Genomic DNA, 12280 nt, shown 5'->3' with positions numbered 1-12280 from the left:
GGGCGGGGCTAGACCCCGGCGGCCCGTGCCGACTCGTACACCTCCGCGGCCACGTCCTTCAGCTCCTCAGCGTCCCGCAGGCCGTACTGGAGGTCGAGGAAGATCTCGTCGAGGCCGATCGCGGCGTGGGCGGCGAGGTCCTCGGCGAGCTGGTCGGCGTTGCCCTGGAAGGGGTGGCGGTCGGTGCCCTCGTAGGCCTTGGTCTGGTACTGCACATTGATCCGGAGCACCGAGCGGAGCGGCCTGATGCGGCGGCGCTCGGCGGCCAGGTTCCGCAACTGGCGCCACTGGGCGGCCAGTTCGTCGACGCCCAGGCCGACCGGCAGCCAGCCGTCGGCGTGGTCGACGAGTCTGCGGCGGGCTCTCGCGGTGCTCCCGGAGAGCAGGATGGGGATGGGCCGGCGGGGCTTGGGGCCGACCATCGCGGAGGCGATCTTCGTGAGCCTCCCGTCGTACGACACCGGGTCCGGGCCCCAGACGGCCCGGCACACGCCGATCAGCTCCTCCAGCACCTGGCCGCGCTCCTCGAAGGGCCGGACGGCCGCGGCGGCGTACTCGTCGAGGGACCAGCCCGTACCGAGGCCCGCGACCACCCGGCCGCCGCTCGCCGCGTCCAACGAGGCGAGGGACTTGGCGAGTTGGAAGGGAACGTGCAGCGGGGCGATCAGGCTCGTGCCCAGCCGGGCCCGCTCGGTGGCCGCGGCGGCGAGTGTGAGGGTGACCAGGGGCTCGGCCACATGCCGGTAGTGGTCCGGCCAGGGCAGGCCCTCCAGGCCGTACAGGCCCTGCGACGGTGGCTCGGGGAACAGGGCCCGTTCGAAGACCCACAGACTGTCATAGCCGATGCCCTCGGCCGTACGCGCCACGTCGGGCACGTCCTTTCCGATGTCGTACTGCCGCATCTGGGGAAGGGCGAGCCCGAGCCGTAACGCCATGCCGTGTGCTCCTCTGCGAGGGATCTTCTCAGGTCGAACGTATTACGTTCACATGGGAGTGCGTCCGGCGCGGGTGTGTTCGCTTCGGCTCGGCGGGTCGGTGCGCTGTCTTCCGTCGGGTCGGTGCGCTCCCGTCCGTCGGTGGCGTCGGGGGCAGGCGGGATCAGTCCGGCAGCGGTGTCAGCAGCATGCGGCCCGCCAGGCCCACCGCCGCGTCCAGGCGGTGGCCGAACTCCTCGGCGAGATCGGGGAGTTCGCGCAGCGCCCACAGTGCGCGGGCCGCCGACCAGGTGGCTTCGCGGGCGCGCTCCAGGCTCCACGCGCCGAGCAGGTGGGTGAGGGGATCGGCGATCTGGAGGAGATCGGGGCCCGGCATCAACTCCTCGCGGATGCGCTCCTCCAGTGACACGAGGACATCGCCCACATGCTCGAACTCGTCCTCCAGATCGACGGGTTCGCAGCCGAGCGTACGACAGGTGTCCACGACGGCGAGCGCGAGATCGTGCCCGATGTGCGCATTGATGCCGGAGAGGGCGAACTGCAGTGGCCGTACGCCGGGATGGTGCCGGAACTGCAGCAACGGCCGCCAGCACGCGGGCACGCGACCGCCCTCGGCGACGCTCAGATACCGCTCGGCGAAGAGCACGTCCAAGGTGATCGCGGCCCGCGCGTCCGGGAAGCGGCCGGCGTCCAGCCGCCGGTCGATGGCCTCCGTGACCGTGAGGTAGACGCGGTTGAAGACCGCGATCCCGTCCCGCTCGGGCAGGACGCTGTCGAGGGCGCGCATGCGGCAGATGACGGTGTCTACCGAGTCCACGGAATTGGTGAAATGTTCCAACTGCGCCATAACGGGCAGGGTCCCAGGCCTAGGCTGACAGCGGTGCCGCCGTGCCCGGTGCGTCCCCGGAACGGGGTAACGCGGGCGCGGCGGGAAGTACCGGAAGCCGACGAAGCGCAGTCCGGGGAGCAGGGGGGAGCACCACGTGTCAGGCTTACGCGCCCAGCGTCTGGCCGCACGCCGAGCCGAACGCAGGCGGGCGGCGAGGCGAGGCGCCATGGTCGCCGCGGCATCGGTCGTGGCCGTCGTCGGAACCGTCACCGGGATGGTGGCCGCGCTGAACGGCGACAGAGGCGCCGACAGAAGCGCCGACGAGGCCCGACCGCTGGTGAGCCGCGCACCGGTCCTCCCGTCCGATCCGGCCGAGCCGCCCCCGGTTCCGCCCTCCCTGTCGCGCACCTCGCCGCAACCGTCGTCCGCGAAGCCGTCCTACCCCTCCAGGAAGGCCGGTGTGCGGCCCTCGGCGGAGAAGACCGAACAGCGGACGGAACCCGTCACCGACGCCGGCGAGCTCTACCGCCACCCCGACTCCCAGGTCCTCGACTGGGTCCGCGACAACCCGGGCGACCCGCGCAGCGCCGTCATCGAGGCCGGCATCGCCGACCGGCCGGCCGCCGTCTGGTTCACCGACCCGACCCCGGCCACCGCCACCTCCCAGGTCGCGGCGGTCGCCGCCGGGGGCGCCGCGCACGGGCAGGTGCCCGTCCTCGTGGCCTACGCGATCCCGGACCGCGACTGCGGCGGGGCCTCGCAGGGCGGGGCGCCGACCCTGGACGCGTACGACGCGTGGATCGACGCGTTCGCCGCCGGGCTCGGCTCGGACGACGTCATCGTGATCCTGGAACCGGACGCGATCGCCCAGTCCGACTGCCTCTCCGCCGGTACCCGCGCCGACCGCTTCGCCTCGCTCGCCCGCGCCGGGCGCGTCATGAAGGCCGCCAACCCTGACGCCCGCGTCTACTACGACGCCGGGCACGCGGAATGGAACGCGCCGGACAAACAGGCCGCACTTCTCCGCCAGGCGGGCGCCGCCTCGCCCGACGCCTCCGACGGCGTCTTCAGCAACGTGTCGAACTTCAACCCCACGGAGGCCGAGGTCGCCTACACCCGCCGGGTCCTCGACGCCCTCGGCGGCCCCGCGAGCCTCGGCGCCGTCATCGACACCAGCCGCAACGGCAACGGCGCCCCGGCCGGCGGCCAGTGGTGCGACCCCGCCGGCCGCGGCCTCGGCCGGCCGCCGACCCTCACCACCGGCGAGTCCCGCGTCGACGCCTACCTGTGGGTGAAGCTGCCGGGCGAGTCCGACGGGTGCCGGGGGAGAGCGGGGGCGTTCTCGCCGGAGTACGCGTACGAGCTGGCGCGGGGCTGAGCGAGCCGGGTGCCACGCGGCCCAACGCCGCGGGGCTGAGCGGCCCGGGTGCCCAGCGGCCGACCGCGTGGACCGGGCCGCCTCAGGGCCTCGGTCCGGGAACCGCCGCGTCCGGTCGGCTGACCCGCGGACGGTCCCGCTCGGCGGTGCGCAGCACGCCCGCGAAGGCGACCAGCCCGCAGGCCAGTACGGTCACCAGGCCGAACGACACGACGAGGCTGGTCAGCTGCGCCAGACCGCCGATCGCGCTCGGCGCGACCAGCCCCGAGGTGTACGTGATGGTCGCGACGCCCGCGATGGCCTGGCTGGGGTTCGGCCCGCTGCGGCCGGCGGCGGCGAAGCAGAGCGGTACGACGACCGCGATGCCGAGGCCCATCAGCGCGAAGCCGGCCATCGCGACCACCGGCCGGCTCGCGACGACGATCAGCAGCCCGCCGAGCGCGGCGAGGACCCCGCTCGCCCGTACGGTACGGACCGCGCCGAACCGGTTGACCACCGCGTCGCCCGCGATCCGGGCCACCGCCATGGTCAGCATGAAACCGGTGGTGCACGCCGCCGCGAGCCCGGCCGAGGTCGCCAACTGGTCCCGCAGATAGACCGCCGACCAGTCCAGGGCCGCCCCCTCCGCGAACACCGCGCAGAACCCGACCGCGCCGATCAGCAGCGCCGACTTCGGCGGCAGCGCGAAGCGGGGCGGCGGCTCCTCGTCCTCGGTGGGCCTCAGGTCCAGCACCCACTGGCAGGCGACGAGGCCGAGGACGGTGAGCACGGCGGCCGCCAGCGCGTGGTGCAGCCGGGCGTCCGAACCCAGGTGGGCGGCGAGCGTGCCCGCCGCCGAACCGACCAGGGCGCCCGCGCTCCACATGCCGTGCAGCCCCGACATGATCGACTTCCCGAGGCGGTTCTCGACCTCCACGCCGAGCGCGTTCATCGCCACGTCCGCCATGCCCGCCGTCGCGCCGTACACGAACAGCGCCAGGCACAGCGTCCACAGGTTGGGCGCGAGGGCCGGGAGGATCAGCGCGAGCGTCCACAGCGCGATCAGGCCGCGCATCGCCGTACGGGCGCCGAAGCGGTGGCTGATCCGGCCCGCGACCGGCATCGCCACGGACGCGCCGAGCGCCGGGAAGGCGAGCGCGAGCCCCAGTTGGCCCGTGCTGACCCCCGCGTGGTCCTGGATCCACGGCACGCGGGTCGCGAAGGAGCCGGTGACGGCGCCATGCGCCGCGAACACGGCCGCCACGGCGTACCGTGACCGCCTCACCTCGCGTTGTCCGTGGATCACCGCGCTCATTCTCCGCCCTCCCTGGTTCTTCGGTGTGCCCGCGTTTCCCTCGGACTTCCGCCTTCCCGGAGGACGGGCGGCGACCTTCGTTCGCGCCGCCGTAAACTATCAGGAACCCTGCCTGATAGATAGAGTGCCTCGTCCGAGGCCACCGGCCGTACGGCGCCAGCGATCTGGGAGGATCCCGGCATGCCCGCATCACCCAGCACCGCCCGGGCCATCAACGACCGGCTCGCCCTGCGGCTGCTGCAGCGGGAAGGGCCGCTGACGGCAGGGCAGTTGAAGCAGCTCACCGGTCTGTCCAGGCCCACGGTCGCCGACCTCGTGGAGCGGCTCTCCGACGCCGGTCTGATCGAGGTCGTGGGGGAGTCGGGGGAGCATCGGCGCGGGCCCAACGCCCGTCTCTACGGCATCGTCGCGGACCGGGCACATCTCGCTGCCCTCGATGTGCGCACCGAGGGCGTCACGGTGGTCGTAGCCGACCTGCTCGGTACGGAGCTGGCGCGGTCCTCCGTCCCGATCGCGGACGGCACCGGCACGGGGCCGGCGGTGGAGCAGGCGGTCACGCTGGTGGAACGCGCCGCGAAGGGGGCGGGCGCCGACCGCTTGCACACGGTGGCGATCGGCGCGCCCGGCCTGATCGACCCGGCCACCGGCGAACTCCGCGACTCCATCGGCCTCCCCGAGTGGCACCGCCGCCTGGCCGCGGCTCTCGGGGAACGCCTCCCCGCCCGGGTCCTCGTCGAGAACGAGACCAACCTGGCCGCCCTGGCGGAACAGCGCGACGGCGCCGCCCGCGACCGTGACACCTTCGTCCTCCTCTGGCTCGGCCTCGGCACCGGCGCCGCCGTCGTCCTCGACGGCCACCTCCGCCGGGGCGCCTCCGGCGGCACGGGCGAGATCGGTTTCCTCCCGGTCCCGGGCACCACCGCGATCCCCTCGGCCACCGACTGCGAGGGCGGATTCCACTCCTTGGGCGGCGCGGTGGCGGTGGCGTCCCTGGCCGCCGAGCACGGCGTGGTGACGACCAGGGAGGGGCACGAGCCGTACGCGGCCGCGTTGGTCCGGGCGGCTGTGGCGGGGCTTTCGGTGGACGGTGCAGCCGGCGCGGCGCCCGGACCGGGCCTTCCGCTGAGCATGACGGGTTCAGCCGATTCGAACGACCGCTTCCTCGACGTCCTGGCCGACCGTCTGGCCCTGGGCGCCGCCTCCGTCGTCGCTGTTCTCGATCCCGGCTGTGTGGTGCTCGGCGGCGAGGTCGGGCAGGCCGGTGGGGACGTACTCGCCGCTCGGGTGGAGGCACGGCTGACGGCCATGTCACCCCTGCCGACCGAGGTCCGGCCGAGCACCCTTGGCGGAGCCGCCGTGCTGCGGGGCGCGCTGCTGATGGCCCGGGAGGCGGCTCAGGACGAGCTGTTCGGGCCGACGCCTCGCTGACTCACCGCACCGCCGTACCCCCGAACCGCTCCGCCAGATACTCCCCGAAGGTGCCCTTACCCACCGCCCGCTCCGGCGTGAGGTGCCCCCCGGCCAGGAAGCCCCGGTACGCCTTGCCGAACAGGGGCACGTTCAGCAGGCGGCGTCGGCGGCCGGTGGCTGCCAGGTAGGCGCGGGCCAAGTCGGGGAGGGGCAGGACCTCGGGGCCGCCCATGTCGGCGACGCGTCCGGCGGGGGCACCGGCGGCCAGGTCGACCAGACGGCCCGCGACCTCGGCGGCGGCGACCGGCTGGTCGCTCACCCCGGCGGGCAACAGCATGACCGGCGGCTTGGCAAGGACCTGGAAGAGCATCACGAGGAGGTCGTGGAACTGGGTCGCGCGCAGGATCGTCCAGCCCAGCCCCGACTCCTCGACCAGCCGCTCGACGGCCAGCTTGGACCGGTAGTAGCCGAACGGAACCCGGTCGACGCCGACGATCGAGATGTACACCAGATGGGGTACCCCGGACCGCCGCGCCGCCGCGATCAGGTTGGCCGCCGCCTTCTCGTCGCCCCCGCGCGGCGACGACGCGCAGTGCACGATCGTGTCCACCCCCGCCACGGCCGCGTCCAGCCCGCTCCCACCCGCGACGAGATCGACGGCGTACGGCTGCGCGTGCCGGCTGAGCACCCGCACCTCGTGCCCGTCCGCCCGCAGCCGCTCGGTGACGAGCCGGCCGAGGACACCGGTGCCCCCGGTCACCAGGATCGTGGTCATGCTGTCCATCCCCTCTGTCCGGGCCGGCTGCCGTCCCGCGAACTCCAGCTTCTCCGGGATCACCACGACCCGCACGTCCGTCACCACAGCCCGGACGAGCAGCCAGGGCGAGCGGTTGACCCGGAGGTTGGTGACTCGAACTCGTCGGCGGTGGGACCCGGCGACGGGGCAAGGGCCGTCGTCACCGCCGCCGGGCCGTTCGAGGCGAGTACCGCGCCGCCAGACTTTAAAAGGACTAGACCAAACTGGTCAATGGGTGTGGACCGCGTCGAGTAGAGCCTGTGTCACGGAAGTTGACCCATGGTCAGTGATAGCCGAAACCCGTCGTTGCCGCCGGGGAAGTCCAGTGACACGGCCTGTGAGCCACCCCACAGCCCTCACCCGCATGGGCGAGGACCCGGCGTGGCACACTGGCCCTGTACCAGAAGCAGCGCACTCCGGGGTCGGTGAAAGTCCGAACCGGCGGTTACAGTCCGCGACCCGGTCGCTTCCAGCGGCCGGTTGACCAGGTGAAATTCCTGGACCGACGGTTAAAGTCCGGATGGGAGGCAGTGCGCGGCGGGCGGGCATTCGTGCGCGCCGCCGTCTGTTCTTGACCTACCCCGAGCAGGGGTGGGTCTTCAAACGGCGTCGCTCCCTGTGCCGCTGTCCGCTCATGTCTGTCGTCTTCGACAGCCCCGGAGTCCGTGCCCTACGAGGCAGGAGGACCCGGGAAGTGTTCACCGGAATCGTCGAAGAACTGGGTGAGGTCACCGCCGTCGAGAACCTCGGCGACTCCTCCCGCTTCCGACTGCGCGGCCCCGTCGTCACACAGGGCGCGAAGCACGGCGACTCCATCGCCGTCAACGGCGTCTGTCTCACCGTCGTGGAGCACGAGGACGACTGGTTCACCGCCGACGTCATGGCGGAGACCCTCGACCGCTCCAGTCTCGGCGCCCTGAGCGTCGGTTCCCGCGTCAACCTCGAACGCCCCATGGCCGTCGGCGAACGCCTCGGCGGGCACATCGTGCAGGGCCATGTCGACGGCACCGGCCAGGTCATCGAACGCAAGCCGTCCGACAACTGGGAGATCGTCAAGATCTCGCTCCCCGCCGACCTCACCCGGTACGTCGTCGAGAAGGGCTCCATCACCGTCGACGGCATCAGCCTCACCGTCGTCGACGCGGGCCCCGACTACTTCACCGTCAGCCTCATCCCGACCACTCTCGACCTGACCACGCTCGGCCGCAAGCAGCCCGGCGACCCGGTCAACCTCGAGGTCGACGTCATCGCCAAGTACGTCGAGCGGCTGCTGGGCCCCCAGGGCGCGGCGAGCACGCGGGGAGCGGGACAGTGAACTCGCTGAACTCCGTCGCCTTCACCGCCTTCGGCCAGCAGATCCTCTGGTCGGACATGATCGGCAACATCCTCGGTCTGATCGCCCTCGCCCTCGGCGCCATCCGCTCCCTGTGGAACTGGCCCGTGCAGTTCCTCTCCGGCCTCATCCTCTTCGGCGCCTTCGCCGGTCACCTCACCGGCAGCGCCGGCAAACAGGTCATCGTCATGGCCGTCGCCGCGTACGGCTGGTGGCAGTGGAACCGTACGAAGGGGCAGACGGCGGACGGCGCCATCGCCCCGCGCTTCGCCACCTGGCGCGAGCGCGGTTACCTGATCGCAGGCGCCGTCCTCGGCACCCTCGCCGTCGGCGGCCTCTTCACCGCGGTCCCGTCCCTGTCCTGGGACCCCTGGCCGGACGCGTACATCTTCACCGGCACCATCGTCGCCATGTACGCCCAGGCGCGCGGCATGGTCGAGTTCTGGTTCGCCTGGCTGCTCGTCGACCTGGTCGGCGTACCGCTCAACTTCGCCAACGGATACGCCTTCTCCGGTTTCGTCTACATCATCTACGGCGCGCTCGTCCTGTGGGGCATGCGCGACTGGTGGCTGCGCTCCCGCAAGCCCGCCCTGGAAGGAGCCCCCGCATGAGCACGGCGCCGATCCTGTACAGCACCGACGGCATCGAGAACTTCGGGCTCGACCCGATCGAGCAGGCCATCGCCGACATCGCGGCGGGCCGCCCGGTCGTGGTCGTCGACGACGAGGACCGCGAGAACGAGGGCGACCTCGTCGTCGCCGCCGAGAAGGCCACCCCCGAGATCGTCGCCTTCATGATGAGCGAGTGCCGGGGCATGATCTGCGCCCCCATGGAGGGTGACGAGCTGGACCGGCTCGAACTGCCGCAGATGGTGCAGCAGAACACCGAGTCCATGCGCACCGCCTTCACCGTCACCGTCGACGCCGCCCCGCAGCACGGCGTCACCACCGGCATCTCCGCCTCCGACCGCGCCACCACCCTCCAGCTCCTGGCGAGCGGCACCGCCGAGCCGGGCGACTTCGTCCGCCCCGGCCACATCTTCCCGCTGCGCGCCCGGTCCGGCGGGGTGCTCGTGCGTGACGGCCACACCGAGGCCGCCGTCGACCTCGCCCGGCTCGCGGGCCTGCGCCCGGCCGGCGCCATCGTCGAGATCGCCGGCGAGGACGGCCGCATGCTGCGCCTGCCCGAACTGATCCCGTTCGCCCGCAAGCACGGCCTGACGATCATCTCCATCGAGGACCTGATCGCCTACCGCCGCAGCTCCGAGCCCACCGTCAAGCGCGAGGCAAAGACCCAACTCCCCACCGCCTTCGGCGACTTCACGGCGTACGGCTACCGCTCCACCGTCGACGGCGTCGAGCACGTCGCCCTCGTCCACGGCGAGATCGGCGACGGCGAGGACGTCCTCGTCCGCGTCCACTCCGAATGCCTGACCGGCGACATCTTCCACTCCCTGCGCTGCGACTGCGGCCCCCAGCTGCAGACCTCCCTCGAACGCATCGCCGCCGAGGGCCGGGGCGTGGTCGTCTACCTGCGCGGCCACGAGGGACGCGGCATCGGACTGCTGTCCAAGCTGCGCGCGTACGAACTCCAGGAACTCGGCCGTGACACCCTCGACGCCAACCTGGAGCTGGGTCTGCCCGCCGACGCCCGGGACTACGCCGCCGGCGCGCAGATCCTGAAGGACCTCGGGGTCCGCGGCGTACGGCTGATGACGAACAACCCGGAGAAGACCGACGCCCTCGTCCGCCACGGCCTCACGGTCGTCGACCGGGAGCCGATGCCCGTCCGCGCGGGCGAGCACAACCTCCGCTACCTGCGCACCAAGCGGGACCGGATGGGCCACGACCTGCCCTGGCTGGACGCGACCACCGCGTCCACCTGCGGCAACCAGTGACAACGACGACACGAAAAACTCGTACGAGATTCAGGAACCAAGGAGCAACGTGAGCGGCAAGGGCGCACCCGAACTGTCCGTACGCAACTGCGGCGACCTGCGCGTCGCGGTCATCGCGGCCCAGTGGCACGAGAAGGTGATGGACGGCCTCGTCGAGGGCGCCCTGCGCGCCCTGCGCGACCTCGGCATCGACGAGCCGACCCTCCTCAGGGTCCCCGGCAGCTGGGAGCTGCCCGTCGTCGCCAAGGTCCTCGCGGGCCGCGGCTACGACGCGATCGTCGCCCTCGGCGTCGTCATCCGCGGCGGCACCCCCCACTTCGAGTACGTGTGCCAGGGCGTCACCCAGGGCCTCACCCAGGTCTCCGTCGACACCGGAGTCCCCGTCGGCTTCGGCGTGCTGACCTGCGACACCGAGGAACAGGCCCTGGACCGCGCGGGCATCGAGGGCTCGAACGAGGACAAGGGGCACGAGGCGGTGACCGCGGCGGTGGCGACCGCGGCCACCCTCCGCTCAGTATCTGAACCCTGGCGCTGAGACACCGGCCGTTGCGCGTAGGCTGAGCCTCACCATGTCCAAGAAGACGTTCGAGGAGCTCTTCACCGAGCTCCAGCACAAGGCCGCCCACGGCGACCCCGCCACTTCCCGCACCGCCGAACTGGTCGAGAAGGGCGTCCATGCCATCGGCAAGAAGGTCGTCGAAGAGGCCGCCGAGGTCTGGATGGCCGCCGAGTACGAGGGCAAGGAAGCGGCCGCCGAGGAGATCTCGCAGCTGCTGTACCACGTCCAGGTGATGATGGTCGCCCGCGGCATCTCCCTGGACGACGTGTACGCCCACCTCTGAGCCATCACGCCGTAACGCCGTCACCGCACACATTCCGTTTCCGTACGAACGAAGGAAGCTCGCCTCATGCTGCGCATCGCCGTCCCCAACAAGGGTTCCCTGTCCGGCCCTGCGGGGGAGATGCTGCATGAGGCCGGCTACCAGCAGCGCCGGGAGTCCAAGGAGCTGCGGATCGTCGACCCGGTCAACGAGGTCGAGTTCTTCTACCTCCGCCCCCGCGACATCGCGATCTACGTCTCCTCCGGCCGCCTCGACATCGGCATCACCGGCCGCGACCTCCTGATCGACTCCGGCGCCAACGCCGAGGAGATCCTCCCGCTCGGCTTCGCCCGCTCCACCTTCCGGTTCGCCGCGAAGCCGGGCGAGGCGAACGGCGTCGCGGACCTGAAGGGCAAGACGGTCGCGACGTCGTACGAGGGCATCGTCGCGGGCCACCTCGCCGACAACGGCATCGACGCCTCCGTCGTCCACCTCGACGGCGCCGTCGAGACCGCCATCGAACTGGGCGTCGCCGAGGTCATCGCCGACGTCGTCGAGACCGGCACCTCGCTGCGCAACGCGGGCCTGGAGGTCTTCGGCGACCCGATCATGAAGTCCGAGGCCGTCGTCATCCGCCGTGTCGGGGCCGACACGTCCTCGGAGAACGAGCCCAAGGTGCAGCAGTTCCTGCGCCGCCTCCAGGGCGTCCTCGTGGCCCGGACCTACGTGATGATGGACTACGACTGCCGCGTCGAGCAGTTGGAGAAGGCCGTCGCGCTCACACCGGGCCTGGAGTCCCCGACGGTCTCGCCGCTGCACAACGAGGGCTGGGTCGCCGTCCGCGCGATGGTCCCGGCCAAGGAGGCCCAGCGGATCATGGACGACCTCTACGACATCGGTGCCCGGGCCATCCTGACCACGGCCATCCACGCCTGCCGCCTCTGACGGCCCGGGAGTCGTACGCCATGTCGGACCAGTCCTCCTTGCCCGCCCTGCCCGTCACTTTTCGGCCGGGCCGTACCCGGGCCGTGCTGCTCACCGCGGCGGGCGCGATCTTCGTGGTCATCACGGTGGTCGCGCTGCTGCTGCCGACGCTCGGACCGGGGGAGCGGCTCAGCTTCGTCTTCACGGCGGCCATGCTCGCCGGAGTGCTGTGCTTGCTCTCCCGGCCCAAGGTCGTCGCCGCCGAGTCCGGTGTGACCGTCGTCAACATCGCCGGGAAGCGGCAGCTCGGCTGGGCGGAGATCGTCCAGGTGAACCTGCGGGTCGGCGACCCCTGGGTCTTCCTCGACCTCACCGACGGCACCAGCCTGCCCGCGCTCGGCATCCAGCCGGGCATCGCCAAGCAGCGCGCCATCGAGGACGCCCGGACCCTGCGGGCGTTGGTCGAGGCCCGGTCGGTCGCCGGGCCCGGGCAGCGTCAGGACTGATCCGGTTCCGCGCAGGGGCCGACCCCGAGCAAGATCAGGGCCGACTCGGGGCCACCGCCCCTGCCGCACCGGCCCCTGTCTTGATTAATCTGTTGGCGGAGGCGTTTTCGTCGCGCCTCCGCCTCTGCCGTTCCCCCCGGAAGGCAGGGGCTCCCTG

The 12280-nt window shown here is 71.9% G+C and carries 13 protein-coding genes and 1 riboswitch; of the genes, 9 read left to right on the top strand and 4 right to left on the bottom strand.

Annotation, left to right across the window (positions count from 1 at the left end; all coding sequences use genetic code 11):
* Nucleotides 1-8: 8 nt before the first annotated feature.
* Together ACWD26_RS32630 and ACWD26_RS32625 are read right to left on the bottom strand one after the other, a co-directional pair.
* Nucleotides 9-935, bottom strand: a complete 927-nt coding sequence (locus tag ACWD26_RS32630; RefSeq protein ID WP_451275560.1) for an LLM class F420-dependent oxidoreductase — start codon at nt 933-935, stop codon at nt 9-11.
* A gap of 163 nt (nt 936-1098) precedes the next feature.
* Complete coding sequence (locus tag ACWD26_RS32625; RefSeq protein ID WP_451275559.1) at nt 1099-1782, bottom strand: DUF5995 family protein; 684 nt, start codon at nt 1780-1782, stop codon at nt 1099-1101.
* 208 nt (nt 1783-1990) lie between these two features.
* On the opposite strand from ACWD26_RS32625, the gene ACWD26_RS32620 reads away from it, so the two are divergent.
* Complete coding sequence (locus ACWD26_RS32620; protein ID WP_451275617.1) at nt 1991-3142, top strand: glycoside hydrolase family 6 protein; 1152 nt, start codon at nt 1991-1993, stop codon at nt 3140-3142.
* 82 nt (nt 3143-3224) lie between these two features.
* Here the strand turns inward: ACWD26_RS32620 and ACWD26_RS32615 are convergent, their stop codons facing one another.
* The gene (locus tag ACWD26_RS32615; RefSeq protein ID WP_451275558.1) at nt 3225-4436 is read right to left on the bottom strand and encodes an MFS transporter; all 1212 of its coding nucleotides are present in this window, start codon (nt 4434-4436) and stop codon (nt 3225-3227) included.
* A 180-nt stretch (nt 4437-4616) separates the two neighbouring features.
* Between ACWD26_RS32615 and ACWD26_RS32610 the strand changes: the two genes are divergently transcribed.
* A complete protein-coding gene (locus ACWD26_RS32610; protein ID WP_451275557.1) occupies nt 4617-5864 on the top strand; it encodes an ROK family transcriptional regulator in 1248 nt (415 codons plus the stop codon).
* Between the two features lies 1 nt (nt 5865).
* Here the strand turns inward: ACWD26_RS32610 and ACWD26_RS32605 are convergent, their stop codons facing one another.
* Nucleotides 5866-6621: an SDR family oxidoreductase gene (locus ACWD26_RS32605; RefSeq protein WP_451275616.1), complete on the bottom strand. Its 756-nt coding sequence runs from the start codon at nt 6619-6621 to the stop codon at nt 5866-5868.
* A gap of 428 nt (nt 6622-7049) precedes the next feature.
* Nucleotides 7050-7180, top strand: a riboswitch (FMN riboswitch).
* Between the two features lie 156 nt (nt 7181-7336).
* On the opposite strand from ACWD26_RS32605, the gene ACWD26_RS32600 reads away from it, so the two are divergent.
* The 7 genes from ACWD26_RS32600 (at nt 7337) to ACWD26_RS32570 (ending at nt 12123) form a co-directional block, all read left to right on the top strand.
* Complete coding sequence (locus tag ACWD26_RS32600) at nt 7337-7957, top strand: riboflavin synthase (protein WP_451275556.1); 621 nt, start codon at nt 7337-7339, stop codon at nt 7955-7957.
* Nucleotides 7954-8586 (top strand): nicotinamide mononucleotide transporter family protein, encoded by a 633-nt coding sequence (locus ACWD26_RS32595; RefSeq protein WP_451275555.1) that lies wholly within the window; start codon nt 7954-7956, stop codon nt 8584-8586. Before ACWD26_RS32600 ends, ACWD26_RS32595 begins: the two co-directional genes overlap by 4 nt.
* Complete coding sequence (locus tag ACWD26_RS32590) at nt 8583-9872, top strand: bifunctional 3,4-dihydroxy-2-butanone-4-phosphate synthase/GTP cyclohydrolase II (protein WP_451275554.1); 1290 nt, start codon at nt 8583-8585, stop codon at nt 9870-9872. The genes ACWD26_RS32595 and ACWD26_RS32590 overlap by 4 nt, the downstream gene beginning before the upstream one ends.
* A gap of 49 nt (nt 9873-9921) precedes the next feature.
* On the top strand, nt 9922-10407 hold the full coding sequence (gene ribH, locus ACWD26_RS32585; RefSeq protein ID WP_033532534.1) for a 6,7-dimethyl-8-ribityllumazine synthase: 486 nt from the start codon (nt 9922-9924) through the stop codon (nt 10405-10407).
* A 34-nt stretch (nt 10408-10441) separates the two neighbouring features.
* Nucleotides 10442-10714, top strand: a complete 273-nt coding sequence (locus ACWD26_RS32580) for a phosphoribosyl-ATP diphosphatase (protein ID WP_048458133.1) — start codon at nt 10442-10444, stop codon at nt 10712-10714.
* 66 nt (nt 10715-10780) lie between these two features.
* Complete coding sequence (hisG, locus tag ACWD26_RS32575; protein ID WP_451275553.1) at nt 10781-11638, top strand: ATP phosphoribosyltransferase; 858 nt, start codon at nt 10781-10783, stop codon at nt 11636-11638.
* A gap of 20 nt (nt 11639-11658) precedes the next feature.
* Entirely contained in the window at nt 11659-12123 is a 465-nt protein-coding gene (locus ACWD26_RS32570; protein ID WP_451275552.1) for a PH domain-containing protein, read from the top strand.
* Nucleotides 12124-12280: the final 157 nt, after the last annotated feature.

It is taken from the genome of Streptomyces sp. NPDC002787 (assembly GCF_053592095.1).
This window is presented reverse-complemented; position numbering and strand designations above follow the sequence as displayed.

Bases quoted from the DNA above. Each gene is read 5' to 3' on its own strand.
- ACWD26_RS32620 (WP_451275617.1), top strand. From the start codon at position 1,991: ATGGTCGCCGCGGCATCGGTCGTGGCCGTCGTCGGAACCGTCACCGGG.
- ACWD26_RS32605 (WP_451275616.1), bottom strand. From the start codon at position 6,621: ATGACCACGATCCTGGTGACCGGGGGCACCGGTGTCCTCGGCCGGCTC.
- ACWD26_RS32570 (WP_451275552.1), top strand. From the start codon at position 11,659: ATGTCGGACCAGTCCTCCTTGCCCGCCCTGCCCGTCACTTTTCGGCCG.
- ACWD26_RS32590 (WP_451275554.1), top strand. From the start codon at position 8,583: ATGAGCACGGCGCCGATCCTGTACAGCACCGACGGCATCGAGAACTTC.
- ACWD26_RS32610 (WP_451275557.1), top strand. From the start codon at position 4,617: ATGCCCGCATCACCCAGCACCGCCCGGGCCATCAACGACCGGCTCGCC.
- ACWD26_RS32615 (WP_451275558.1), bottom strand. From the start codon at position 4,436: ATGAGCGCGGTGATCCACGGACAACGCGAGGTGAGGCGGTCACGGTAC.
- hisG (WP_451275553.1), top strand. From the start codon at position 10,781: ATGCTGCGCATCGCCGTCCCCAACAAGGGTTCCCTGTCCGGCCCTGCG.
- ACWD26_RS32630 (WP_451275560.1), bottom strand. From the start codon at position 935: ATGGCGTTACGGCTCGGGCTCGCCCTTCCCCAGATGCGGCAGTACGAC.
- ACWD26_RS32580 (WP_048458133.1), top strand. From the start codon at position 10,442: ATGTCCAAGAAGACGTTCGAGGAGCTCTTCACCGAGCTCCAGCACAAG.
- ACWD26_RS32625 (WP_451275559.1), bottom strand. From the start codon at position 1,782: ATGGCGCAGTTGGAACATTTCACCAATTCCGTGGACTCGGTAGACACC.